At 41.6% G+C, this 24,790-nt stretch carries 17 protein-coding genes and 1 tRNA gene; 7 read left to right on the forward strand and 11 right to left on the reverse strand.

The window, feature by feature from the left end; translation table 11 throughout:
- Nucleotides 1–146 precede the first annotated feature (146 nt).
- Nucleotides 147–1,019 (reverse strand): sugar phosphate isomerase/epimerase family protein, encoded by an 873-nt coding sequence (locus MWU84_RS14520; RefSeq protein ID WP_246902633.1) that lies wholly within the window; start codon nt 1,017–1,019, stop codon nt 147–149.
- Between the two features lie 28 nt (nt 1,020–1,047).
- Nucleotides 1,048–3,966 (reverse strand): PVC-type heme-binding CxxCH protein, encoded by a 2,919-nt coding sequence (locus MWU84_RS14525; RefSeq protein WP_246902636.1) that lies wholly within the window; start codon nt 3,964–3,966, stop codon nt 1,048–1,050.
- 450 nt (nt 3,967–4,416) lie between these two features.
- On the opposite strand from MWU84_RS14525, the gene MWU84_RS14530 reads away from it, so the two are divergent.
- Nucleotides 4,417–5,127, forward strand: coding sequence for a GntR family transcriptional regulator (locus tag MWU84_RS14530; protein ID WP_246902638.1), 711 nt, complete (start codon nt 4,417–4,419; stop codon nt 5,125–5,127).
- A gap of 20 nt (nt 5,128–5,147) precedes the next feature.
- Here the strand turns inward: MWU84_RS14530 and MWU84_RS14535 are convergent, their stop codons facing one another.
- The 6 genes from MWU84_RS14535 to MWU84_RS14560 all read right to left on the reverse strand — a co-directional run bounded on the left by MWU84_RS14535 (nt 5,148) and on the right by MWU84_RS14560 (nt 11,277).
- Nucleotides 5,148–6,107 (reverse strand): hypothetical protein, encoded by a 960-nt coding sequence (locus tag MWU84_RS14535; protein WP_246902640.1) that lies wholly within the window; start codon nt 6,105–6,107, stop codon nt 5,148–5,150.
- Nucleotides 6,108–6,112: 5 nt separating this feature from the next.
- Nucleotides 6,113–7,471: an FAD-dependent oxidoreductase gene (locus MWU84_RS14540; protein WP_246902642.1), complete on the reverse strand. Its 1,359-nt coding sequence runs from the start codon at nt 7,469–7,471 to the stop codon at nt 6,113–6,115.
- A 68-nt stretch (nt 7,472–7,539) separates the two neighbouring features.
- The gene (locus tag MWU84_RS14545; RefSeq protein WP_246902644.1) at nt 7,540–8,334 is read right to left on the reverse strand and encodes an SIS domain-containing protein; all 795 of its coding nucleotides are present in this window, start codon (nt 8,332–8,334) and stop codon (nt 7,540–7,542) included.
- 13 nt (nt 8,335–8,347) lie between these two features.
- A complete protein-coding gene (locus tag MWU84_RS14550; protein WP_246902646.1) occupies nt 8,348–9,256 on the reverse strand; it encodes an ROK family protein in 909 nt (302 codons plus the stop codon).
- A 12-nt stretch (nt 9,257–9,268) separates the two neighbouring features.
- A complete protein-coding gene (locus tag MWU84_RS14555) occupies nt 9,269–10,054 on the reverse strand; it encodes an SDR family oxidoreductase (RefSeq protein WP_246902648.1) in 786 nt (261 codons plus the stop codon).
- Between the two features lie 20 nt (nt 10,055–10,074).
- Nucleotides 10,075–11,277 (reverse strand): Gfo/Idh/MocA family oxidoreductase, encoded by a 1,203-nt coding sequence (locus MWU84_RS14560; RefSeq protein WP_246902649.1) that lies wholly within the window; start codon nt 11,275–11,277, stop codon nt 10,075–10,077.
- 1,199 nt (nt 11,278–12,476) lie between these two features.
- Here MWU84_RS14560 and MWU84_RS14565 point away from each other — a divergent pair.
- The 4 genes from MWU84_RS14565 to MWU84_RS14580 all read left to right on the forward strand — a co-directional run bounded on the left by MWU84_RS14565 (nt 12,477) and on the right by MWU84_RS14580 (nt 18,084).
- On the forward strand, nt 12,477–13,094 hold the full coding sequence (locus MWU84_RS14565; protein ID WP_246902652.1) for a TetR family transcriptional regulator: 618 nt from the start codon (nt 12,477–12,479) through the stop codon (nt 13,092–13,094).
- 139 nt (nt 13,095–13,233) lie between these two features.
- Entirely contained in the window at nt 13,234–14,694 is a 1,461-nt protein-coding gene (gene betB, locus MWU84_RS14570) for a betaine-aldehyde dehydrogenase (RefSeq protein WP_246902819.1), read from the forward strand.
- Nucleotides 14,695–14,815: 121 nt separating this feature from the next.
- On the forward strand, nt 14,816–16,435 hold the full coding sequence (betA, locus tag MWU84_RS14575) for a choline dehydrogenase (RefSeq protein ID WP_246902659.1): 1,620 nt from the start codon (nt 14,816–14,818) through the stop codon (nt 16,433–16,435).
- A 44-nt stretch (nt 16,436–16,479) separates the two neighbouring features.
- Nucleotides 16,480–18,084 (forward strand): sodium:solute symporter family protein, encoded by a 1,605-nt coding sequence (locus MWU84_RS14580; protein ID WP_246902661.1) that lies wholly within the window; start codon nt 16,480–16,482, stop codon nt 18,082–18,084.
- 343 nt (nt 18,085–18,427) lie between these two features.
- Here the strand turns inward: MWU84_RS14580 and MWU84_RS14585 are convergent, their stop codons facing one another.
- Entirely contained in the window at nt 18,428–19,288 is an 861-nt protein-coding gene (locus MWU84_RS14585; protein ID WP_246902663.1) for a universal stress protein, read from the reverse strand.
- Nucleotides 19,289–19,314: 26 nt separating this feature from the next.
- Nucleotides 19,315–20,922, reverse strand: a complete 1,608-nt coding sequence (locus MWU84_RS14590; RefSeq protein WP_246902665.1) for a BCCT family transporter — start codon at nt 20,920–20,922, stop codon at nt 19,315–19,317.
- A gap of 723 nt (nt 20,923–21,645) precedes the next feature.
- Between MWU84_RS14590 and MWU84_RS14595 the strand changes: the two genes are divergently transcribed.
- The gene (locus MWU84_RS14595) at nt 21,646–23,115 is read left to right on the forward strand and encodes an arylsulfatase (RefSeq protein WP_246902667.1); all 1,470 of its coding nucleotides are present in this window, start codon (nt 21,646–21,648) and stop codon (nt 23,113–23,115) included.
- Between the two features lie 233 nt (nt 23,116–23,348).
- Nucleotides 23,349–23,423, forward strand: a tRNA-Val gene (locus MWU84_RS14600).
- 23 nt (nt 23,424–23,446) lie between these two features.
- Here MWU84_RS14600 and murF read toward each other — a convergent pair.
- Nucleotides 23,447–24,721, reverse strand: a complete 1,275-nt coding sequence (gene murF / locus MWU84_RS14605) for a UDP-N-acetylmuramoyl-tripeptide--D-alanyl-D-alanine ligase (protein WP_246902669.1) — start codon at nt 24,719–24,721, stop codon at nt 23,447–23,449.
- Between the last annotated feature and the right edge of the window lie 69 nt (nt 24,722–24,790).

Genomic DNA, 24,790 nt, shown 5'->3' on the forward strand with positions numbered 1-24,790 from the left:
CAATAACGATAAATCGGTTCCTTTGTCCATCCCTTAAATTTAAAGTGCAAAGAAATAAATTATTCACTTCAGACCCAAGTTTTGTTCTTGATCCCTTTGTAAGTCGCTCATACGTTGTCTAGGACCTTGACCCCGGTTCTCGGGATTCAACTTTTTAAAACCGACCTAAGGTATTTATTGTTCAAAACATAACTATCAAACATGTCGGCATTTTCGGGAACGGCACCCTCTATATGTATCCATCCTTCATATTTTATCTCGTCTATCGCTTTTTTGACTTCTGCAAAATCTATTCTGCCCTGTCCCAATAAATAACCGTTCTCTTTGGCATGGAATTCGCAGATGTGCTTTTTGCCCAGCCATCGGATTTCGTCATAAATATTGTACCCCATTTTGTTCGAATTGGCCACATCATAATATACTTGGACATTAGGTGAATTTACCGCGTTGATGATTTCCATATGTTCTTTGGCGCTTAACCAAGATTCTATACCCAAGATAATACCATTGTCTTCTGCTTTTTTGGCTACTTTTTTTAGCCTTCGAATCGTTTCCTGTGTGCCTTTTAAATCATTTTTAAGGTCTCCATTGTGGAAGAAAGCCAATAGCACGACTTTGACATCCATTTTTTTTGCGACATCTATACTGTCCGATACCCAAAGTTCGGCACGTGGATCCGATTTATAGGGGATGTTGTTCATTTCCCCGATGGCTATTCCACCTATGGTCATGCCATATTCAAGGCAAGCATCTTTATATTGTTGTTGTATGTGGGCTTGCCTTAGGTGCATATCATTGGCTAAGCTGCCTAGACTTATCTGAACGCCATCCAAGCCAATTTTTTTGCCCACTTGTATCGCCTTCACTTCTGACATTTTCTGAATTGACCAATCGCAGGCACCAATCTTAAATCGACTTCTTTTTTCCATGGCAAATGCCTCGTAGGCCCCAAGCATACCCAGGCCAAGTATGCCAGCGGAGGATTTTAATACTTCCCTTCTGGTTATTGCAGCACCCATAATGTGGTTATTTTAATATCTGTTCAGACTATAGTGTACTATTCTTTAATGTCAATAAGTAGGCCGATAAATTGGCCAGATCTTGTTCTGTAAGGCCCAGTGCCATTGCACTGGGCATTATGCCCGTCTTCATTTTCTCTTTGCTTTCTATGTCATCGGGGGCAATCACTATCTGTTTGCCAGTCATATCCTTTAGGACAGTTGTTTCTCCTTCTGAAAGCAGAAAACCGTAAAATGCCTGACCGCTTTTTGTTCTTATCATTACGGGCTCATACCCAAAGACAATGGAAGCGTTGGGGTTGATAATGGCATCCAATATTCCTGTTTTGTCAAATTTTTCTCCAATCGAAGATAGATCCGGGCCTATTTCGTTGCCCGTTAGTCCGTTTTTATGACAGCTAGTGCATTGGGTTAGAAATACACTTTCGCCTTTGGCGGTGTCCCCGTTGTGTTTTAGGATGCTGGGAATGGCATAGTGCTTCCCTTTGGATTTTATGAAATATTCACTGGCCAAGGTTCTTATTTCCAATGCCGGGTTGTTAAGTATTTCTTCAGAAATACCACTGATCAGTTCATCGGATAGTTGGGTTTTAGCTGCTAGACTAATTAGCAATCGGCCGCCGATCAAACTTTTAGCCATCTGATTTCCTGCATCGATCCTTTTCTCCTTTGGGGCGTCCTTATTCAAAAGCATTTCATTTAGTAATGCAATTTTCTCCGGAATTTTAAAACTTGCCCCTCCTTCTGCTTCCCAATTCCACAATGCATACCAGTCGTTGCTCTTACGGAAATTTAGCCACCATTTGCTCATTTCCCGTACGGTACTGTCGGAACTTGATTTTTGAATATCGATCATGGCTGCGACTGCCTCCCTGTAATTAATAAAGGCAAGTGCGTCAACCGCTTGGTGTTTGGAATTAATGGATAACCCCTCAGATATCGCCCTATCTTTTAAGGCGGTGATGGCCGATTTTGGATGTATTCGCCAAACAAGCGAGGCAAAGGTTTCAGACCATTTTGAAGGGTCTTTGGGCTGGTCTGAAAGCAGTTCCCTATAGGTCATTTCTTCCTTGCCGTCCATGGCCATACCCAAGGCTTCCAGATACCAGGGGTCATTGTCGTTATATCCCTTAAATAATTCCTTGATAAGGGCACTGCTTTCTTCCCAAGGTGTATCTCGAAGGGAAATGGCCACTTCTCTTCTCACTTGTGGCGAAGGATCATTGGCCGCTGTTGCGGCATATTTTAAAAAGGATTCAGCATCATCTTTCAGGGCCCTAAACGCCACGGTCCTTAATCGGGGGTCCGGTTCGTTTTTTAATACGTTTTTTACAATGGCATTTCCTTGGTTGCCGAGTTTGGACAACAACCAGATGGCTCTTGATTGATGATAGGGATTGTCTGAATCCAATATTTTCTTGACATCTTCTACAACCTGTTCACCTTGCTCCAGTAATTTTTCAAAGCCCTGGCTTCGAACATTTATAGCAGGATTTAGAAGGGCGTCAATTTGGCCTTCAACGGTGCTTAGGTCTATTTTGGGGATCGTTAGATTTTTTCCTTTGGGGCTAATTCTATAGATTCGGCCATAGCCTACGGTGTCCATCATCTGGTGGCCGCCTACTACTGGATCATACCAATCGGCAATGTAGATAGCGCCGTCCGTTCCAACGGCCACGTCACTTGGACGGAACCATTTTTGTTTGTCTTCATCTATATCGTTCCAAACATATCCTTCGGTAGATTCTGGGGTGGAGGTAATCAAATCGCGTCTATTTAGATCAAATCCAGCACCATTTGGTGACGGTTGATAGGCAAATATAACGTTGCGGCCAGCATCGGCACTTAAGAGCATTCCACGATAGTCCTGGCCAAAGGCGTCCCCTTCGTAAACGACCACGCCAGTGGGTGATCCTGCTCCAGTGTTGTCTCCCGCCGGCATAACCCCCGGGTCGTCTTGGTGCCAATGGGCAGTAAAAATATCCTGTCCAGGTTTACGGTCGGCCTGCCATGTACGTTTGCCGTTTGCGTTGAAATATCCTGCGTTGCCACCTTCCATAAGCCAACTTACCCTGCAGGTGACCACTTGATCATCGTTGTCGTTTTGCCACATATTGCCATATGAGTCCAAGGCAACTTCGTAGGAGTTTCGAAAATTGTGGCCTACCACCTCAAGGTCTTTGCCTTTATTGTTCATTCTTAAAGCCAAACCCCCGACCCAAATACGTCCGTCATCACTGACTTGTGCGGGTTCATTTTTATCGTTGTAAGGGGTTCCGCCCGAATAAACGCTACCTGAACGTAGTTGCCAACCGCCTTTGTCCGTCACTCGGTGCGGTCCGGCATTTCCAGTGTTGAAATACCATTTTCCGTCCGGACCTACTACTAGTGAATGTAGGCTATGGTCGTGGTCAAAACCACCAAATCCCGTAAGAAAAGCTTCTTTTTTATCGGGAACGTCATCGCCATTTTCATCGGTGTAAACGAAGAGCGTAGGGGCGCAGGATACAAACACCTTATTTCCGACTACAGCTATTCCCAATGGGGCTACAAGATCTTTGTCTTGGACAAATACTTTGGAGGTATCACTAATTCCATCCCCATCCGTGTCCTCTAGAATCATGACCCGGTCTCCCTTTTCGAAATTTAGGTGATGTTTTGGGTCGTTGTTGAAATCCCTATAATTAACGGCTTCAGTAACCCAAATTCTTCCCTTTTCGTCAACATCCATATTTGTTGGGTTGTACAGGGAGGGGGATTCTGCCCATAGGCTTATCTGCCAACCTTCCGGCACAATAAAGTCATTCTCCACATTGGTCTGATAATTAAGTACGGGGGTTTGGTAGTCCGCCATTCTGTTATCCGCGCAACATGCAAATGAGAATACCATAAGCATGATGATGCCTTTAGTTAATAAACTGCCCCCTATTTTTTTAATAAATCCCATAGAAAATGTATAATTGCTCACAACATGTGCATACAAGTTAAAATTTAATTTTAAATAATAAGATTATTTTTCATATTTTAATATAGCAGTAGTTTCTTTTTACTGAAAAAATCCATGCTTGTGGAAGTGAAGAAGGTAGTACGGGTCTTCTTGCTGTAAAGGGATTACCAATCGGCTGTTTTCTATTTGAAGGACTATAATTCAAAGGGATACATTTATACGTTGTACCTTAATTGATTTTACCATAGATGGTTATTTTATTGTGACAATAGTTTGGTGACCAGGCCATGCTTGCTAAGCTTTTGCGCTAAATTAGATGTTTTAATGTTTTTGCTTATTTTAACTTGTCCATACAATATATCTGATTGTGTTGGAAAAATTCTATTGTATAATAGTATGATAATGGATAAAAGATAATGTAAATTAGTCAGTCATAGCTGAACTTAGAAAGTGAAGAAGATAAAAAAGTACCATCAGATTCAAGAGTACATAAAAAAAAGGATACAGACACAAAAGTATCCTCCAGATAGTTATTTGCCTTCGGAGAATGAATTTTGTGTGCAATTTGGGACCACAAGAACAACGGTAAGAAAGGCATTGGAAGAACTGTTGAAAGAGGGTTTTATAGCCAAGGAACAGGGCAAGGGCAGTAAGGTGCTGGAGAGGGGAAAGTATTTAGGACTCTTGTCCGTCAAGGGTTTTTCGGGCTCAACGGATTATAAGGTAAAGACTAGAGTGACCGTGGAGCCTAAAGTTGTGGAATGGGACCCGATTATTGGTTTCCCGTTATCCGAGGACGAAAAGAGTTCTAAATGCGTCTATTTTCAAAGAGTTCGTTATATAGATGACAAACCTGTAGTTTTGGAGAATAATTGGTATGCCCTGGACGCCTTGGAGCCTATAAGGTCAGAGGAATTTGTGGAGGGATCTTTTTTTAAGACGCTTAGTCAGGAATACTTAATAGAGATTATGGGAGCGGAGCAGGAACTAAGGTCGGTGCCGGCTAGCGGGGATATTGCCAAAAAAATGGGGATTACAGTTGGGGCCCCTATTCTGCATATATCCATTAGGTTTAGAACTAGTAGGCCCAATCTTAATTTATATGGTGATCTGTATTGCAATACTACGGATTATCCTATTAGAAATAGTTATTTTCTGTAGGCTGGCCAAAGTTTAACGGCTTAGGTTTTGGAAAAGGCGTATAGTTTTTTAGGATTGTCAAAAAACAGTTTTTTATGGTGCTCTTCCAAGCCTTTGGATTGTAGAAATTGGGGAATGGTTTCTATAAGGTAATTTAATCCGGGACTGCCTCCATAACTTTTCCAGTAAGCATTTTTTGCCATATCCATTCCCAGTGTAATTTGATCGGGGTATAGGGGGAGTAGATTTTCCAAAAGATTTAGGGTATAATTTGGTTCTGTTTCTTTCCAGCGGAAGGCACTGTCGTACTCTAACCGAACTCCAGTATCAAGCACCGCCTTGTTATAATCTACCTCTTTGGCCCGGTCCACATGGGATAGCACTACATGTTGGAGATTTGCCCCCAATTTTTCGAACAGTTTCGCTTGTTCCAAAGCCTGTTTTCCAAAATTGGTATGTGTTAAAATGGGAGCTCCTGTTTCCAAATGTGCATTTACGACGGCCCTAAAGATTTTTTCCTGATGTTTATCAATAGGGGTATTTCCAGTAGCCAATTTAATTAGGCCTGCCTTATGCCCGGTCCTTTTTACAAATGGTCCTGAATAATCAAATTGATCAATGCCTTTTTCAATATCATCTATAAAAAGCTCTGTCAATTGGTCTTCGGAATAGTGATATCTCCAATGGTTTTCAGGATAATATATTTCCAAATGAATTCCTGTTGGGACAATGATATTTACCCTACTTAGCTGGCTGACTTCCACCAATTTCATAATGTTGCGGCCACTATTGGCTGGCATGGTGTCCACTACGGTTCTGCCTCCAGCTTTATAAAAATTCTCAAGCTCCTCGGAAATTTTAGTTAGGTCGTTGAGCAAAAATTCGGGATGAGCGGCGGTTACATAGCTATCCTCTATAATAATATGTTCATGGGAATAGGTGAGTCCCATTTCCGAAGTTGGCATATCGCCCAAAACTGTTCTAAAAAAATCTTTAGACATAATCGTTAATTGTTTTTCCATCCATGTCTTGAAGTATCCGCAATTTTATCGGGCATTTCCAAAATAGCCCCAATGTGCGTTAATGTGTCCTGTAGTTTATAAATATCGATGTTTTTTGCGTTCTGATCGGTCTTCAAAGAGAGTGTGGCAGCCAAACCCGCTGCCTGCCCCATACTCATTGTCTGTGCCATTGAGCGGCAGGAGGCATGGGCATCATGTGTGGCCGAGAAGCAACGGCCTACGACCCAGGTATTCTGGCTTTCTTTAGGTACAATAGTACCATAAGGCACTCCATATACTGCCCCATTGGGAACATACTGCCAAAAAGTTTCGGTTTCTCCTTCGTCCGATTTTCGATGATCCTCTATTGGGGCTCCGCAAAGAAAAATTTGGTCATCGAAGGTCTTGGCGGTCATACAGTCCTTTTTTGTAAGACGGTATTCCCCATAAACCCTTCGTGTTTCCCGTACCCCAATTTGATGAGAGAGCCCAATGATCTTTGCATTTTGATATCCAGGGATCTCCGCCCTGAAAAAATCTTCAAATATAAAGGCTTGTCGGCGCCCTTCAATTTCCGCTTTTGTAATGCCCTCTACGTCCAAAGGGTCCAGGTCCACTACTTTTACCGCCACAGTGGAAATGCATTTGGGCTGGCACATTTCATGTGCGGATCCCTCTTTACGCGGAAGGGCATAAGTTCCCTTTTCAAAGGCCTCCGCCATCCTTTCTTTCAACATTCTTTTTCCTCCTGCCGACTCATACTCTTGTTGTTCTACATTGGCCATACGAAAGGTGGTGGTCATACTTTGGGCGGACTCATTCTCGCCGGCACGTTCATAGGGAATAGCTGCCCAATGACAGTAATCGGCATCACCAGAAGCGTCTATGACCCGTTTTGCCGTTATGGAAAAAAAACCCATGCCTTTTTGGAAAAATATGCAGGTGGATGTTTCTCCTGTGCTTTCCACACCTACCAAGGTGGAGTGATAAAATAATTGAATACCACTTTTTAGCAAAAGATTGTCCCAAACCTGTTTCAGTTTTTCAGGATTGTAATTCACTCCTGTTCCTGCCCCATAGGTATTGGGGCGCAGAAAAATATCACCCGATTGGTTTAGGGCGTTGACAATTTTATCGGGAATGCCCCCTACGATTTTCCTTGGGGATTCCGATGGAGTGAAAAAGCCGTAAAAAGTGTCCAGCATTTGGGTGGAGGTGCCTCCAGGAAAACCGTAGCGTTCCACAAGGGTTACTTTGTATTTTCCGTTCGATGCGGCTATAGCCGCAGTAGAACCTGCGCTGCCACTCCCAATAATGAGGATGTCTGTGTAAAACGATTTGGAAATTACGGTTGAAAAATTCATGTTTAAGGTCATTTAATTACGAAAAATAGGAATCGCCAGAGAATATTTTGGTAAAGGCTGTTTTGCCATTAATTTTCACCAGTTGTATTTCCCACGTTTTGATATAATTTTGCCATTAAGTGGGCGTGTTCGTCATAGGCGGATTCGAAAAGATCTACTGCCCGTTTTTCGCCTACAATTTTGCCACTGCTCAATACTTTGGGCGATTTTCCATTTTGATGTAATATCTTGGCCACCTCGGCTTTTATACAATTTATGAGGAGTACTCCTCCTAAGGTAGAACCTGGGGCAACCGGGGAATCCAGTCCGTTCAAGTATATCATGGCGTCTCCCAAGGGTGCTCCGGTGTCCAATACCAAATCGGCAAAATCGGTCAATTTTTTACCATCCGACTTTTTGGAGGTACTGCCCTCCAAGTGAAGCTTGCTTACCAAGGCAACCACTTTTATATTTCTTTTTTGAAATTCTTCTGCCATTTCTATGGGTACTACATTACAGCCACTAGAAGAAATTACCAGGGCAGTATCCATTGGATCAGTGTCAAAATTCCGAAGTATCCTTGCCGCCAATCCAGAGACATTTTCAAGAAACATGGCTTGGCGCTGCCCGTTGGCCCCGACCACCAAATTGTGGAAGGATAGTGAAAGTTCCACAATAGGGTTGAACCCAGGGAAGGATCCGTATCTTGGCCACATTTCTTCTACCATCATACGACTATGTCCAGATCCAAAAAGGTGCACCATACGCCCATGTAATATAGATTGGGCAAAAATATTGGCCACTTCTTGAATCTTAGATTCCTGCTTTTCTATTATGGCAATAATGTCTTTTCCTTTTCCTAGATATTCTTTTGTTAAGCTCATTGTTATGTTTTGATTAATTATTGTACTTGGCGAAATAGGCAGCTCCGATGGCGCCTGCATATTCTCCGTGTTTTGCAGTTATAATTTCTACCTTGTGTTCTCCCGGTCGCCATTCATATCGATCCATATAATCCTTTAGAGGCTTCATTAGTGAATCCTTGGCCCCTGCAGTGATACCTCCTCCTAAGACCATGAGTTCTGGAGCAAGTATATTGTTTAGCGAGGCGAGGGCTACAGACAGTTTCTTAACCGATTCCAACCACCAAAATCCCGCATTGTCTTCTCCCGTTTCATAAGCCTGCACTAGTTCCCGAACACTTTTAAACCTACCTTGTGTTCTTTCAAGGACTGAATAATTACCCATGGCATGTTCCAAGCTACCAGGAATTTTGGTCATGGTAGGGGTGCCATTAATGTCAATAGCCATATGGCCAACGTGACCGGCTCTTTGTAGATTCCCCTGATGCAGTTTTTTGTCAATTATGATTCCACCGCCAACCCCGGTACCCAAGGTTAGCATGAGCATGTGACGGATTCCATTGGCTTTGTGAAAACTTTCGTATTCCGCCAAACAAGCCGAATGTCCATCGTTCAATACTTTTATGTCCCTACCTAATTCTGTGGTCCAATCGAAATTTTCTATTCCCTTAAGACGCTCCGGCATATGAAGGATTTTTCGGTTCTTTTTATCCACTAGACCTGGGGCGGAGATCCCACATTGTAGCAATCTATGGAGTCCGTTCCCATATTGTTTGGTTTTAAGGTCGATTTGAGCGGATATTTTTTGTTTCCAGAGTTCATTTTTTCCACTTTCATCTTCGGTCAAAACTTCATTGCGCTCAAGTATTTGGCCTTCTTCGTTTATAATAACGGTTTTTATTTTTGTGCCCCCAATGTCTATCCCTAAATAGTGTTTTGTCATTATCTAAAGCACTTATTGATATTGCCCCTCGCTAATGGTCCATCCCCCGTCAACTGCCAAGACTTGTCCGGTTATGAATTTCGAATCGGGATGCAAGAACATTAACACGGCAGTGTTGATATCTTCCGAAAATCCCGGCCGCCCACCGTCCAGAGGTTGTTTGGTTCTAAGGAATTCCATAATCTGGTCGTCATTTACCGCCCGTTGAGCCATGGGAGTCATAAAAAGACTCGGGGCAATGACGTTAATTCTGATATTGTTCCCGGCATAATAAGCTGCGATAGATTTTGAAAATCCAATTACAGCCGATTTTGCTGCGGCATATGCGTGGGTAGTAAAATATTTTGGGGAAGGGGAGTAGCCCAACACCGATCCCATATTCAAAATGGTTCCTGATTTTTTATGTTCCAGAAAATAATTTATTAGAGCCTGATTGGATAACATTAGGGAAGTAAGGTTCAGTTCCATGGTCTTGTTCCATCCCTCCAAGCTTATTTTATCGAGTGGGCCATCGCCCCATTTTCGACCACTTCCACCGGCAACATGAAATAATCCAGTAATAGATCCAAATGTTTTATGAGCCATTTGAATAGCCGTTTTAATGGTTTCTGGATCGGTGGCATCCCCTTCTAAAGAAATGCTTCCCTGGCCTAGCATTTCCTGCGCTTTTTCGCAATTATCCAAGTTTCTACCTACTACCATTATGTTGGCGCCCTTGGTTTTTAAAGCTATAGAGGCGGCAAGGCCCATTCCAGTGGTACCGCCCATTATTATATAGGTACAATTTTTAAAATCCATTGGGTTATAGGAAATAGCGTTTAATTATTGGCATGGGTTACTTTTTGTGTTACCGTACCAGTTTTTTTGTGTTTTAATATCAACGTAATGTCGCCATTGGGAAGCACCTCTTTTTTTATAAGATAGTGGTCATCATCATAGGAATTCCAACTTTTTTGTTGTTGAAAAGGCTCATCGCCTCGCCAATCTTCCAGAACAACAGGTTCCCACAATTTACTTTCCGCTGATTTATAGGCAGCGTCCAAAATAGCATTTACCACATAACCATCATAAAATGTTTCAAGAGGTGACCTGTTTTCTTCAATGGCCGTAAACATATCTGTAAACATATGGGGGTAACCCAGTTCGTGGGCCTCGTCCCCAACGGGAAATAGCCAACCTGTGTTCGACTCTACCTTTTCGGCCACGTAGCCTTCATCTCCTTTTCCGGTTGTGAACATTTCAAATCCTGTACGCAAAAAGCTGTTTATCCATATAGTTCCCTCGGTACCCATAACCTCATCGCGCAGATCCATTCCTCCGCGGAAGGTCCAGCTAACTTCGAATTGCCCTATGGCCCCATTGGCATATTTTACCAGTCCAATGGCATGATCTTCGGCGTCGATGGGATGTACTTGGGTGTCGGCCCAGCACATGACCTCCAAAGGTTTAATATCTTTACCAATAAAATTTCGACCTATTTCTACGCAGTGGCATCCCAGATCAATGATGGCACCACCTCCAGATTTTTCCTTATCCCAAAACCAATCGCTATGGGGTCCAGGATGCGCCTCCCTCGATTTTGTCCAAAGTACTTTGCCAATTTCTCCGCGCTTAATGCTAGCCATGGATTTTAGAAATTTTGGCGTGTAGCAAAGGTCTTCAAGATATCCTCCAAAAATTCCGGCTTCTTCAACCATATCCAACATGCGCTTGGCTTCCTCGGCAGTACGGCCCAAGGGCTTTGTGCAGATGACATGTTTTTTATACTTGGTACATTCGCGAACGGCAGCCTCGTGCAAATGGTTGGGTAAGGATATAAGTACCACTTCAACCTCAGGGTGTGCTATGGCTTCTTCCATAGAGGTGGAGTAGTGTGGCAAGTTATAATCGTTTGCAAACCGTTTGGCATTTTTTTTATTACGTGAATAGACCATTACCAAATGATCTTTGCGTCTTTGGGAATGCAGTGATTCGGCATAAAACCGGGCGATAAAGCCAGAGCCTAACATGGCTATTTTCATAGTAGTGTTTTTAACTTCAATTTACCTGTTTTAAATCTCCTTAAGAAAACAATAAAAGGTAACTGAAAAAAGTGACTATGTAAATATAAGAATTTTACTTGTACGTACAAGTTTATGGATTAAGATTGATGTCATCCACTGGTTTGAATTTGAGTTTCTGAGAAGAAGTCGCTAAGTGAGAAGATTGGCCAAATTTATCGGCCTTATTTAATTAAGTCGCCTAATGGGGGATAGTGCAACACTTGGAAAATGAACTAAACTTTGAAAAATGTTTACAATTCCTTGTGTACAATATTTGTATTGATAGTCTTGGTCCGTGTGGGAATGCCGGGTAAAAAGGGATCAAGGATGATAGTACATTAGAATTTAATCTACGGCTATTAATTTTTTAGCACTCCATGGTATATATCCGACAGGATAGCATAGTCAGAAAGGGCTAAAAGCTTAAAATTGATTCTTTTGATCTTCGATGACTTTTCTTTTTTCCAAATTGTGAATGGAATCCATATCAAGCGAATGTGTTTTTTTGGAAAAATACATTCCATGAAGGATTAATAAAATGGCGCCTCCTGCAAAGCAAAGATTCAAAACGAGTATTATGCTTATGATCTGTGACATGATAAATGATTTATTGAGTGTTACACAAATGTCGAAAATAGGGGAAGCTAAATGTTATATAATTAGTGTAATAGGTTGTATAATTACACTTGAATTTATATTTCAATTGGAAAGCAGTTCAACTAATCATAGAAATATCTTCTTGGGGAATTGACTGTTGTCGCATTCTAATTTTTAATGAAGATAGGGAGTATCTGCAGTGATCTAAAAAGGAAATGTATAAATGGTAAGATTTTCTGCACGATTGGTTTGAATGAAATTAGTTGCTCCATAATTTTTCTGCATTTTGTAAAGTATTGGCTTATTTATAAACATGAATTATTTTTACTCAATAATCGAGATTAAAACCTGCCAACCCGTTCCGTTCAGGCAGGCGTCGAAATCTAAAATAAGGGTTCTTTCAATACTTCGCGGGCCTGCTTTTGTCGGTAGACAGGCCTGCCCCCGAGGTAGTTTACTTCGAGCTTAGGTTGGAAATAATGCTAATTATTCCTTTAATAAGGGTTGAAGCAAAAAATATTTTGATTGAACAAACAATCAATTTATATTTTTTGTCTTAATATTGCCTATCGTGATTGATTATGGGAAGGAAAAGTCTAAAAAAAATTCGTCAAAAAGAGATTATAGATGCTTTTTATAAAGTAGCTAAAAAAGAAGGTATTCGTAATGCCTCTCTTGCCAAGGTAGCAGCAGAAATGGGAATTAATCCCAGTTTGGTGTCACATTATTTTGGATCAAAGAATGCCCTTATTTTTGGTCTCATCGAATTTATTTTGGAATCCTACAAGAATTTTTACTCTCTAGATTATAGCGAGCCTAAGAATGGATCCCGCTTAAAAAACATTATCAATAATCTCTTTTCCAGGGAATGGCACAATTTGATAGATGATCAGGTGTTTTATGACTGCTTTACTTTGGTATTCCGGAACAAAAGTATCAAGGCTGCATATAAAGAACTCCACGAACATTTGAGGCAATGGCTTACAGAAGCTATTGAGGAAGCCAAGTGCAACGGAGAGATACTGGTAGAAAACACCGAAGGAGCTGCCGATCTTATTTTTATTTTGGTGGAAGGGTCCTATTACTATCTCTCCATGTTTGACAAAGGGAAAGAATATTACGAAAAGCAGAACAGATATAAACAAGGAGCTATGGATATCTTAAAATTTAAAGAATCGGTAAAATCTAATCTTGAATAATAGAAAGTATATAATTCAGCCTAATTGACCATTTCCCTAAATGATGGGGTGTAGGTTAGTTAATGCGAATCGGACAAAATTTAAATCGGGAATTAGGAGTAGAATATAAAGTAATGGCAAATAAAACTTTAGGAAATTGATGATAAAGGAAAATTCATTTTTATACTATGATGGGGCGAGGCACTCGGCTACGTCCGATCATTATTTTGACAATATTGACCCAGCTAAGGGCAAAGTCATTCATACGGTGCAGTCCGCCTCTCTTGATGATGTGGAAGTGGTTGTAAGGTCGGCAGCGGCCGGATTTCAAATCTGGTCAGCAATGTCGCCAACGGAACGGGGCCGTATCTTGCGCAAAGCGGCCGATATATTACGGGCCAGAAACGAAGAAATTGCCCGAATAGAGGTTGAGGATACAGGAAAACCTCTTTCTGAAGCCCTTTCCGTAGACATTCATTCGGGTGCCGATGCTTTGGAATACTATGGGGGAATTGCCGCTTCGCTCCATGGGGAACATTACGATTTGGGTGGAAGCTTTGCCTATACGCGAAGGGAACCTTTGGGTATATGTGTAGGGATTGGAGCATGGAATTATCCCATACAGATCGCCTGTTGGAAATCAGCTCCGGCTCTTGCTTGCGGCAATAGCATGATTTTTAAACCAGCGGAATTAAGTCCCCGCTCAGCCGTATTGCTGGCCGAAATATTTACCGAAGCCGGTTTGCCAAACGGAGTATTTAATGTGGCACAAGGTAAGGCCGATGTTGGCCAGATGCTTACCCGTCATCCCGAAATCCAAAAAATTTCGCTGACTGGTGAGGTGGGAACCGGAAAAAAAGTAATGGCCGATGCCGCCAATACCCTAAAACATGTAACCTTGGAATTGGGCGGCAAGTCTCCTTTGATCATATTTGAGGATGCCGATTTGGATGAAGCCGTAAATGGTGCCATGATTGCCAATTTTTATACTCAGGGAGAAATATGTTCCAACGGGACTCGTGTCTATGTGGCTGAATCAGTAAAAACGGTCTTTTTAGAAAAGTTGATAGCCAAGACCAAGCTTTTAAAACTGGGTGATCCCATGGAAATGAGTACACAGGTTGGTGCCTTGATCAGTGAGGGGCATATGAAAAAAGTCCTCCAATATATTGAACAGGGCAAAAAAGAGGCTAGGCTAATAATAGGAGGGAACCAGCGTACGGATGTTGAGGGATGTTCAAAAGGTTATTTTGTAACTCCCACTATTTTTGAAGCCAAAGTGGATACGGCCAACATTGTTCAGGAGGAGATTTTTGGTCCTGTAATGACCGTCTTGTCTTTTACGGAAGAAAAAGACGTAATAGAGCGAGCTAACAATACCGTTTATGGCTTGGCAGCGGGCGTTTTTACCCGTGACCTTGCTAGGGCTCACCGGGTGGTGAACCAGTTGGAGGCCGGGATGTGCTGGATCAATAATTACAACCTTACCCCTGTAGAAATACCCTTTGGTCCCTATAAACAATCAGGAATGGGAAAGGAGAACGGGTTGGCCACTTTGAATGCCTACAGCCAGCTAAAGACCGTTTATGTGGAAATGGATAAGATTGATAGCCCTTTTTGATATCATTTAATATCCATCATTAATGCTAGCGGTATAACCTTTTTAATAGCCTGGAACCAGCCCATGGAATATAGTAACCCTTAACCATGGCGGTTCAGAACCGAGATTTAAATTTTTTTGCATGAAATATGATTATATAATAATTGGCGGAGGATCGGCGGGATCCGTGCTTGCCAATAGGTTAAGTGAAAACTCAGCCAATCAAGTTTTAGTCCTAGAAGCTGGTCGACCCGATTATCTGTTGGATTTTCGAATCCACATGCCCGCAGCACTGAGTTATTTGTTGACCGGAACCTTCTATAATTGGGGCTATTCATCAGACCCTGAGCCTTATATGAACCAGCGTAGGATCGCTCAGCCAAGAGGTAAGGTTCTGGGTGGGTCGAGCTCCATAAACGGCATGATCTGGATCCGGGGCAACAAGGGCGATTACAATAAATGGGCCAAGGGAAAAGGTTTGGAACATTGGGATTATTCGCATGTGCTTCCTTATTTTAAAAAATTGGAAACTCGTCTTATCGGTCCTGACAAATATCATGGTGATAAGGGTCCCTTAAAGCTAACAACTCCAAAAAATAAAAATCCGTTGTTCTGGGCTTTTTTCGAATCGATCCAAGAAGCCGGATATCCCTTGACTGATGATGTCAACGGGGCACAACAGGAAGGCTTTGGCAAGTTCGACCAAACTATTTATCGAAGTAGGCGCCGCAGTGCAGCGCGCTCCTATCTACATCCCGTTAAAAAAAGGTCGAATCTTACCGTCCACACCAGGGCCATGGTTCACCGGGTACTTTTCGATAGAAAAAAGGCAGTAGGTGTGGAATATAAAAAGGGAGGAAAAATATACAGGGCCGAGGCTCAAAAAGAGGTAATTTTGTGCGGTGGAGCCATAAATTCTCCGCAATTGCTACAACTCTCTGGGATAGGTAATGCGAATCAATTAGCGGAACACGGCATACAGGTTGTCCAAAATTTGCCGGGCGTGGGCGAAAACCTGCAAGATCATTTGGAGGTTTATATGCAATGGGCTTGTAAGGAACCCGTAAGCGAGTATCCCAATCTTAGTCCCTGGCGAGCCCCCAAAATAGGCCTGGATTGGCTTTTTAGACGCAGAGGGCCGGGTGCCACGAATCATTTTGAAGCTGGTGGGTTTATCAAAAGTAGAAAGGATAAACCTTATCCCGACCTACAATACCACTTTTTGCCCTTGGCCATCCGGTACGATGGCTCTGCTCCGGCCGAGGGCCACGGGTTTCAACTCCATGTGGGCCCAATGAATACAGATGTACGTGGCCATGTAAAGATCAAGTCCTCCGACCCCTACGATGCGCCTTCCATTCTATTCAACTACCTATCCACTGAGCAGGAGCGTGAGGATTGGGTCTCGGCCATTAGAAAGACTAGGGAGCTGATAGAAACTTCTGCAATGGAAAAGTATAGGGGAAAGGAATTGTCGCCGGGAAAATCTGTACAAACCGATAAAGAGATACTGGACTGGGTGAAAAGGGAAGGGGAAAGTGCCTATCACCCAAGTTGTACCTGTAAGATGGGCCATGATGAGATGGCAGTGGTCGATGACAAGCTCAGGGTGCACGGGGTAGAAAACCTTAGAGTAGTGGATGCATCCGTTATGCCGTATATTACCAACGGTAATATATATGCCCCTGTAATGATGATAGCAGAAAAAGCGGCCGACCTCATTCTTGGCCATCCCACCTTGCCTCCCGAAGAGGGCGTATGATCAGCTTTAAAAACCATTAAATAACTAAAAGAAACCAATCCCTTATGTTAGACCAAAAAACGATAAAGACGTTACGACCTACACTATACCTCATGCTCGCATTGACATTGGCCGGCGGATATCTTTATCTATTTACGGATTCTCCTGTTTTTTGGCCCGGATTTATAGCCATGATATTTTTTTATGGGTTAATTTTCTATATGGGGACTTATGCGGCCACACAGCGCCATTCTGGTGGTGCGGACGATATATTATTGGCCGGGAGGAAGATTCCCCTGTGGATCGGCGTCTTTACTATGAGTGCCACTTGGGTGGGAGGTGGCTATATCAACGGAGCCGCCGAGTATACTTACGACAGTAATTTTGGTCTTATGTGGGTCCAGGCACCCTGGGGCTATGGACTAAGTCTAATAATTGGTGGTCTGTTCTTTGCGCGTAAAATGCGACGATTTCGTTTTAAGACCATATTAGATCCTCTGTCACAGCGCTATGGTAAGAAAATGACGGTACTTCTATTTTTTCCTGCTCTTTTGGGAGAAATATTTTGGACCGCTGCTATCTTGACCGCTTTAGGGGCAACATTTGCCACTATTCTCGGCCTTGATATACGCACGGCAATAGTCATTTCTTCCCTTATTGCCATCGCTTATACGGCCATAGGGGGAATGTGGGCAGTGGCCTTGACAGATGTTGTGCAACTAGGACTGCTTATTATTGGATTGATAATGGTAATACCCTTTGCACTAGATCAGGTGGGGGGATGGGACATGGTATGGGGTAAGTACCAAATAAATATGGGCGATATGGCCCATTTCCTGCCCACTAAAGAAGCGTTGGGCGACTACTACTACAATTGGTGGGATTTTGCCCTCCTTCTTATTTTTGGAGGTATTCCGTGGCAAGTTTACTTTCAACGGGTCCTATCTTCCAAAAATGAAAAGACCGCTGTACAATTATCCATTATCGCAGGTTTTGTTTGTATACTAGCTGCCATTCCCCCGGTAATGATCGGTGTAATTGGCCAGTCGGTTCAGTCGTGGGAGGCTTTTGGTGCTCTAGGGCCTCCTGAAAATTCAGCATTGATCCTACCTTATGTCGTACGCTATCTTACGCCAGGTGTTGTAGCTACTATTGGCTTGGGGGCCATTGCGGCCGCCGTAATGTCTTCCGTGGATTCCTCCATACTTTCGGCTTCCTCAATGACTAGTTGGAACGTTTATCGGCCTATTTTCCGACCAAAAGTATCGCACCAAGTTTTGGCCAAGGTCATTAAACGGTGTATCTGGATCATCGGAATTGCGGCCACCATATTAGCACTCAACATTACGAGTGTTTACGCACTTTGGTTCCTCTGTAGTGATTTTGTCTATGTATTGCTGTTCCCCCAACTTGTTACCGCTTTATTTTTCAAAAAGGCCAACTTCGCTGGATCCTTGGCCGGATTTATAGTGGCCTTTGTTTTACGCGTTGGTGGAGGGGACGCTACCTTGGGTATTCCCGTACTTTTGGATTATCCCATGACTCATGGGGGGGATGTTCTATTTCCATTTAGAACGCTGGCTATGGTCTCCGGATTAATTACGATAATTGTGGTTTCCTTGGTCACGCAAAAATGGTATCCCTCAACACCATTGGAGAAGGTAACCTAGATATCTTGTTGGGGTGGATTAAACCCAAATATAGGGATCTACCTTATCCTCTCGACCTTATAAAAATACTTTGGAATAACATAATTGTGCTGATTATTGGATCCTACCTAAAATTGGGCCGGGCATGTTGACTATTTTGAGGTCATTTTTATATTGCGGAAATTCCCATGTAATTGGTGAAGCTTTAATTTTCATCTTAATTCTCGTGATGACTATTAAATTTTTATGGAGAACATGTGATCCAATCTGAATTCCCTCGATAATCGAGATTTTAACCTGCCTACCGCAGTTGCTCCGACGCGGGCCTGCCCGTTCCATTCAGACGGGCCTGCCCCGAGGTAGTTTACTGCTTAACCACCCATAACGGCAGTGTCAAATCCTGATTAAAAAGTTCCTCGGTAACACTTCCCACGAGTAAGGAAGAAAAAGTGTTTCTGCCTTTGTCTCCAACAACAATGAGATCGACCATAGAAGCTTCGGCTTTGGTACGTAGTTTTTCGGCAACGCTGCTATCCCTTCCCGGAATAATTTCCGAAATTAAGTCGCCTTTATATCCAATCCTCTTTATAAACTTCTCATATCTTCCCTTTAAATGATTCTCTATCTTCATATCCAGATTTTCCTTTGGAATGTAAGGAGAGAACTGAACTGGAACATTGTATACATGAACGGATTTTACGTTAGCCGCTGTTAGGCTCTGTAAATTTTCAGCCAAATTAAAAACCTTTTTGGAAGCACTTGAAAAATCTGTTCCCACCCAGATATTGGTAATATCTGGCTTCACATTATTTGGAATAGACAGAATATCACATTTAAGCAAACGTAATAATTTTCCACTAACAACTCCGGTACCTTTAGACCTGTTTTTATTTCCGATCAAAGCGAGCTGAATCATATATTTGTTGACAATATAGTTGATCAGCGATTCAGAATAAGGATCTTCCGAAATAAGCACTTCCCATTCTGATGAAGATGTAAATTTATTTTCTACTTTTTCTTTTAGCTCATCGCCAATTATTTCGTCAAGGTTAATGTCCTTTAATTGCTCTTCAAATAATTCCGAGATCTCAAATTTTTTAATATTATGGACAAAATACACTTTATCAACCTTTAAGGTGTCTGCAATAAATGATGCATATTCAATTAAGGTGCTATCAATGTCCGAGAGATCTAAGGCGACCAGGATGTTTTTTATTGGAGTCATTGGAAGGATTGTTTAATATTGTTTTCCTAATTTATATTTCGTTTTTTAACGATGGTAGAGACTATTTCCTCGTAATTTTCAAGTTCTTTCTGGGATTCCCGCTTTTTTAGTTTCCTAAGGTCCTCGTCCAAACCACTAAATAATGCAAAGCACATAATTATTAATATCACGGCGAAGGGCAATCCGGTGACTATAGTAGCTGTTTGAAGTGCCTGTAATCCACCTCCTAATAAGAGAACGGCCGCAACACTGCCTTCGGCAATGGCCCAAAAGATTCTTTGGCCGACCGGCGCATCTATTTTCCCTCCAGAGGTTAAATTATCGACCACCAAAGATCCGGAATCCGAAGAGGTTATAAAGAATCCTGCAATTAAAATTACCGCAATTATGTTAAGAATAAATGCAAAGGGATAATCTTCCAAAAACACGAAAAGGGCTGTGGCAACATTATCATTCACTGCATTTACAATGGCATCATTCCCTAGAATGGCCTGGTGTATAGCTGTACTTCCAAAAGCTGAAATCCAAAAAAAGGTTACAATGGAGGGCACTATCAATACTCCCAAAATAAACTCTCGTACAGTTCGTCCTTTGGAAATACGGGCAATAAACATTCCAACAAATGGTGACCAGGCAATCCACCATCCCCAATAAAATACAGTCCAAGTATTTTGCCAATTGGAACCAGTGAAACTTTCTGTCCAAGTGGCGGCTTCAATAAAATTGGATAAATAGTTACCTGTGTTTTGTACGAAAGATTTAAATATAAAGATTGTTGGTCCCAATAGCACTATTACCAAAAGAAATAATACTGCAGTTCTCATATTCCATTCACTTAGGATTCTCACGCCTTTATCTACGCCCAAAACAACCGAGATGGTAGCGATTAAGGTAATTCCGGCAATTAGAATAATTTGAGTTTTTACCCCGCTACCTATATCGAATAGGTGATTTAATCCTGCGGCAATTTGCTGTACACCCATGCCCAAAGAAGTGGCTAGGCCAAATACAGTGGCGAGTACAGCGAAGATATCTATGGCATCTCCAATTTTTCCGTAAATTTTATCTCCTAAAAAGGGGTAAAAAATAGATCTAATGGTAAGTGGAAGTCCTCTGGAATAAGTAAAATATGCTAGGGACAACCCTACCAATGCATACACTGCCCAGGCGTGAAAACCCCAGTGTAAAAATGTGAATTTCATGGCTTCCTTGGCTGCTTCGGCTGTGCCGCCTTCTGCCATCGGTGGACTCAAAAAATGATAAATGGGTTCTGATATACTCCAAAACAACAATCCAATTCCCATGCCCGCACTAAATAGCATGGCGAACCAGGATATGGTTTTAAATTCGGGTTTAGCGCTTTGTCCTCCAATCCTCAACTGCCCAAATTTACTAAAGGCCAGGTAGATCATGAATATTAGGAAAAGATTTATGCTCAATATAAAAAACCAACCTGCCTGTTTTGCTACAAAATCCTGGGTAGCGGTAAAATATTTTTCTGCCCCATCTTTAAACATCAGGGTGAATACAATGATGATGATGATAGTAATGGCTGAGGTAAAAAAAACGGGGCCATTTACCTGCAATCCAAAGATGGATTTTTTCTCATCACTTCTAATAATCTTCTTGGCCATAAAGCGCTTGTTTTTTTGATGCAATTTAATTTCCGTTAGGATTAGAGCCTTTTGTTAGGTTTAAATCCCAAAATAGTAGTTAAAATTAATGTCAAACCTTGATTTCTATTGGCATTCAAATTTCCCTTAGAGAAATTCGTTGCCAAATTTGCGCCCAAGCAGGAATAGTTTTAGCCCAGATCGCAATTAAAGTACAAAAATGAACATCCGATAGAGATCATACCTCCATTTATATTCACTTTGAACTGGGTAAACCCAATGCCTTTTTGAATAAAAGTCAAACCAATTCACAACTACATATTCGTAACAGGCCTTAAATTTACAGGAACATTTTTAGAGAGGGCCATAGAATGAATAGAAAAACGGGATGGATCGTAATTTCGTCTACGATCTGCAGCCATCAGTACTAGATTTGGACGTTTCACTTTAAAATTCGCTCGATTATATAAAATGAAAATTTGGGAGTAGGGCAAAAGGTATAAAACAAAGTGATTCCATTGAACAGATTGTCCTAAGTCTGGAAAGTGAAATAAATTGAAACAATTGTTTTAATGAAGTCTATTGCCCCTCAACTAAAACATTCCCACAATTAAGGTAGGAGGCCGTGCTATCCTCTAAATTTTGAAGATAATGTCATTGGTAAATTTATATCAATGAGTTTTCAAATTTTCAGCTCGGGACTTTTTATAATTCTCCGTATGTTTGAAATAAATAGATAAGACCATGGATTTTAAAGTCGTTTTTGCGTTAATGATTATCGTTGGGATTAATTTTTCCTCCTGTAAAATGGAAAAGAAACCCACCGCTTTGGTTGGGGCAGAAGTAGAAAAAACAATAGACTTACCAAATATTATATATATCCTTGCCGATGATCTTGGATATGGGGATCTAGGGGTGTACGGGCAAAAGAAAATTAAGACTCCCAATATTGATAAATTGGCAGCCGAAGGCATACTCTTCACCCAACATTACTCCGGAAGTACGGTATGTGCTCCTTCCAGATCGGCACTTATGACGGGTATGCATACGGGACATACTTTGGTTAGGGGGAATTATGGGATTAAGCCAGAAGGTCAATATCCTATTCCCGATAGCACTCTTACCATAGCCGAAGTTTTAAAGAAGGCTGGTTATAGCACGGGTGCTTTTGGAAAATGGGGATTGGGGTTTCCTGGGTCGGCAGGGGATCCCAATAACCAAGGTTTTGATACTTTTTATGGGTATAATTGTCAAACGAGGGGACATAATTATTATCCTTATCATTTGTGGTCCAATCAAGATTCTATAGTGCTGCCAGAGAATTCGGGTAAGAAAAAGGGGGTTTATGCCCCGAATCTTATTCATGATAAGACCTTGCATTTTATTGAAGAGAATAAGGATAGACCTTTCTTTGTGTATGTTCCGTCTATTATTCCCCATGCGGAGTTGGTGGCTCCGGAGGAGGTACACAATAGATTTAGAGGAAAATTTTTGCCGGAAAAGGTATATAACGGAATAGATGATGGGCCAAAGTATAAAATTGGCGGGTATGGCTCCCAACCGGAAAGCCATGCGGCCTTTGCGGCCATGGTGAGTATCCTGGATGAACAGGTGGGTGAAATTGTTAAGAAGGTAAACGATTTGGGAATAGCGGATAATACAATTATAATTTTCACTTCAGACAACGGCCCACATTTGGAGGGAGGGGCAGATCCGGATTTTTTTGACAGCAATGGTATTCTTAAGGGGTATAAAAGGGATTTGTACGAAGGAGGAATTCGTGTTCCTATGTTGGTTAAATGGCCCAAAAATATCAAGCCTGGATCCACCACGGACCATGTTTCCGCATTTTGGGATGTTTTTCCTACTTTGGCAGAAATAGCGGGGATAAAGGAAACTCATGGTTTGGATGGAATTTCTTTGTTGCCCACTTTGCTGGGTAATTCCAATGAACAGAAAGAACATGAGTATCTGTATTGGGAGTTTCATGAAAAAGGGGGTAGACAAGCAGTTAGAATGGGCAACTGGAAGGCGGTAAAGTACAATGTTCTAAAGAACCCGAATGCCCAGTTAGAATTGTATGATTTGTCCAAGGATTATGGCGAGGAGAATAATTTGGCGGCCGATTTTCCAGAGGTGGTCACTGAAATGGAAAACATTTTGCAAAAGGCTAGAACTCCTTCGGAGGTGTTTAGGTTTGGGAAATCGAAATAGGTAGGCAAGAGGGTAATGGATTTCAATCCAGCCTATTAGAGATTGATTTTATTTCTCTAGCTGGTGTAAAGACTTAAATCTGCATAGGATGTACATAGTTTTTATTTTAAAGTTTGAAAAATCGATTTTGAATCCTCAGGAGTCAATTTATTGAAAAAAATTCTCCAAGGTTGTTTTAAACTCTTAAAATTGGTGTAATTTTGGCGGACTATTTTTCTGTTGTTACAGAGAATGGGGTATTAGCTCAGTTGGTTTAGAGCGCTGCCTTGACAGGGCAGAGGTCACTGGTTCGAATCCAGTATGTCCCACAAAGAATACTTTGGTTTTAGGGTTATAACAAATCGAGTATTCTCTCCAAAGCCATGCCCCTGGATCCTTTTATCAAAATGGTGGCGTTTTTCAGAGTATTTTTATTGAGCGTTTCCTTAAGATGTTCAAAGGATTTGAATTTGTTAAAGTTGCCCCTTGTTTTGAAAAAGTTCTCACCGATTAAAAAAATCTGGTCGAAATTCATATTTGTAACTATATTGGAAATTTCCTGATGCTCTTTTTCTGCGGTTTTGCCTAATTCGAACATATCTCCCAAGAATGCAACCTTGTAATCGGCTTTTAATTGCTGAAAGTTTTCCAAGGCGGCCTTCATGCTTGTAGGGTTGGCATTATAGGCATCCAGAATAATGTGGTGGCCATTTCTATCGATTATTTGGGAGCGATTATTTTGGGGAATGTAATTTTCAATTCCTTTTTTTATTTCGTCCAGCTCCACATTAAAGTATTTTCCAATTAATATTGCGGCACAGCAATTGGTGAAATTATAACTGCCTACAAGTTGGGTTGTAATATGGATATCTCCGACTTCTATTTTAACAAATGGGTCGGCGCCTAAAAGTTTTATTTTAAAGAATTCATTATCGTTCTGGCTAAACCCGAATTTTTTGATAACCATAGCCAATTTCTTCTTTTGAATCGGGTCGTCCGCATTGAAGAAAATGGATTTACCATGGCTAGTTAAAAAGTCGTATAATTCACTTTTTCCTATTATGACCCCTTCTTCACTTCCAAAGCCTTCCAGATGCGCCTTTCCAAAGTTGGTAATATATCCGTAATCCGGCATGGCCAACTTACATAAGAACTCAATTTCTTTAAGGTGGTTGGCGCCCATCTCTACAACGGCCATTTCAGTATCAGGAGTTATTGAAAGCAGTGTTAATGGTACTCCTATATGATTGTTTAAATTGCCCTTTGTGGCAATAGTTTTGTATTTTCTTGACAGCACTGCGGTAATTAGTTCCTTGGTGGTGGTTTTGCCGTTGCTTCCCGTAAGGCCAATTACTTTTGCTCTGCAATAATTCCGGTGAAACAGAGCTAACTCTTGGAGTGTTGAAAGTGCATTTTCCACCAGGATGGTCTTATGGCCTGTGGCAAATTCCTTTTCATCAACAATGGCGTATGACGCGCCCTTCTCCAGAGCTTGGTCGGCATAGGAATTACCATTAAAATTATCTCCTTTTAAGGCGAAAAAAATGCAATTTGGGCTTATTTTTCTAGTGTCCGTGCAGACTTGGGGAAACTCTAAAAAGAGTTGGTGCAATTCTTTTATTGTCATAAATCTAAGATATAAAAAAAGCCCTTTTTAAAAAGGGCTTCTTCATATTTTTTTAGTGGTTAAACCTAT

This window comes from Arenibacter sp. F20364, assembly GCF_023015905.1.
In the GTDB taxonomy this organism is placed as follows: domain Bacteria; phylum Bacteroidota; class Bacteroidia; order Flavobacteriales; family Flavobacteriaceae; genus Arenibacter.

What these genes read in the sequence shown, in the direction of transcription:
- MWU84_RS14520 (WP_246902633.1), bottom strand. Translation starts at nt 1,019, where the DNA reads ATGGGTGCTGCAATAACCAGAAGGGAAGTATTAAAATCCTCCGCTGGC.
- MWU84_RS14555 (WP_246902648.1), bottom strand. Translation starts at nt 10,054, where the DNA reads ATGGATTTTAAAAATTGTACCTATATAATAATGGGCGGTACCACTGGA.
- MWU84_RS14595 (WP_246902667.1), top strand. Translation starts at nt 21,646, where the DNA reads ATGGATTTTAAAGTCGTTTTTGCGTTAATGATTATCGTTGGGATTAAT.
- MWU84_RS14565 (WP_246902652.1), top strand. Translation starts at nt 12,477, where the DNA reads ATGGGAAGGAAAAGTCTAAAAAAAATTCGTCAAAAAGAGATTATAGAT.
- MWU84_RS14585 (WP_246902663.1), bottom strand. Translation starts at nt 19,288, where the DNA reads ATGACTCCAATAAAAAACATCCTGGTCGCCTTAGATCTCTCGGACATT.
- MWU84_RS14560 (WP_246902649.1), bottom strand. Translation starts at nt 11,277, where the DNA reads ATGAAAATAGCCATGTTAGGCTCTGGCTTTATCGCCCGGTTTTATGCC.
- MWU84_RS14550 (WP_246902646.1), bottom strand. Translation starts at nt 9,256, where the DNA reads ATGACAAAACACTATTTAGGGATAGACATTGGGGGCACAAAAATAAAA.
- betA (WP_246902659.1), top strand. Translation starts at nt 14,816, where the DNA reads ATGAAATATGATTATATAATAATTGGCGGAGGATCGGCGGGATCCGTG.
- murF (WP_246902669.1), bottom strand. Translation starts at nt 24,721, where the DNA reads ATGACAATAAAAGAATTGCACCAACTCTTTTTAGAGTTTCCCCAAGTC.
- MWU84_RS14535 (WP_246902640.1), bottom strand. Translation starts at nt 6,107, where the DNA reads ATGTCTAAAGATTTTTTTAGAACAGTTTTGGGCGATATGCCAACTTCG.
- MWU84_RS14580 (WP_246902661.1), top strand. Translation starts at nt 16,480, where the DNA reads ATGTTAGACCAAAAAACGATAAAGACGTTACGACCTACACTATACCTC.
- MWU84_RS14540 (WP_246902642.1), bottom strand. Translation starts at nt 7,471, where the DNA reads ATGAATTTTTCAACCGTAATTTCCAAATCGTTTTACACAGACATCCTC.
- MWU84_RS14545 (WP_246902644.1), bottom strand. Translation starts at nt 8,334, where the DNA reads ATGAGCTTAACAAAAGAATATCTAGGAAAAGGAAAAGACATTATTGCC.
- betB (WP_246902819.1), top strand. Translation starts at nt 13,234, where the DNA reads ATGATAAAGGAAAATTCATTTTTATACTATGATGGGGCGAGGCACTCG.
- MWU84_RS14590 (WP_246902665.1), bottom strand. Translation starts at nt 20,922, where the DNA reads ATGGCCAAGAAGATTATTAGAAGTGATGAGAAAAAATCCATCTTTGGA.
- MWU84_RS14525 (WP_246902636.1), bottom strand. Translation starts at nt 3,966, where the DNA reads ATGGGATTTATTAAAAAAATAGGGGGCAGTTTATTAACTAAAGGCATC.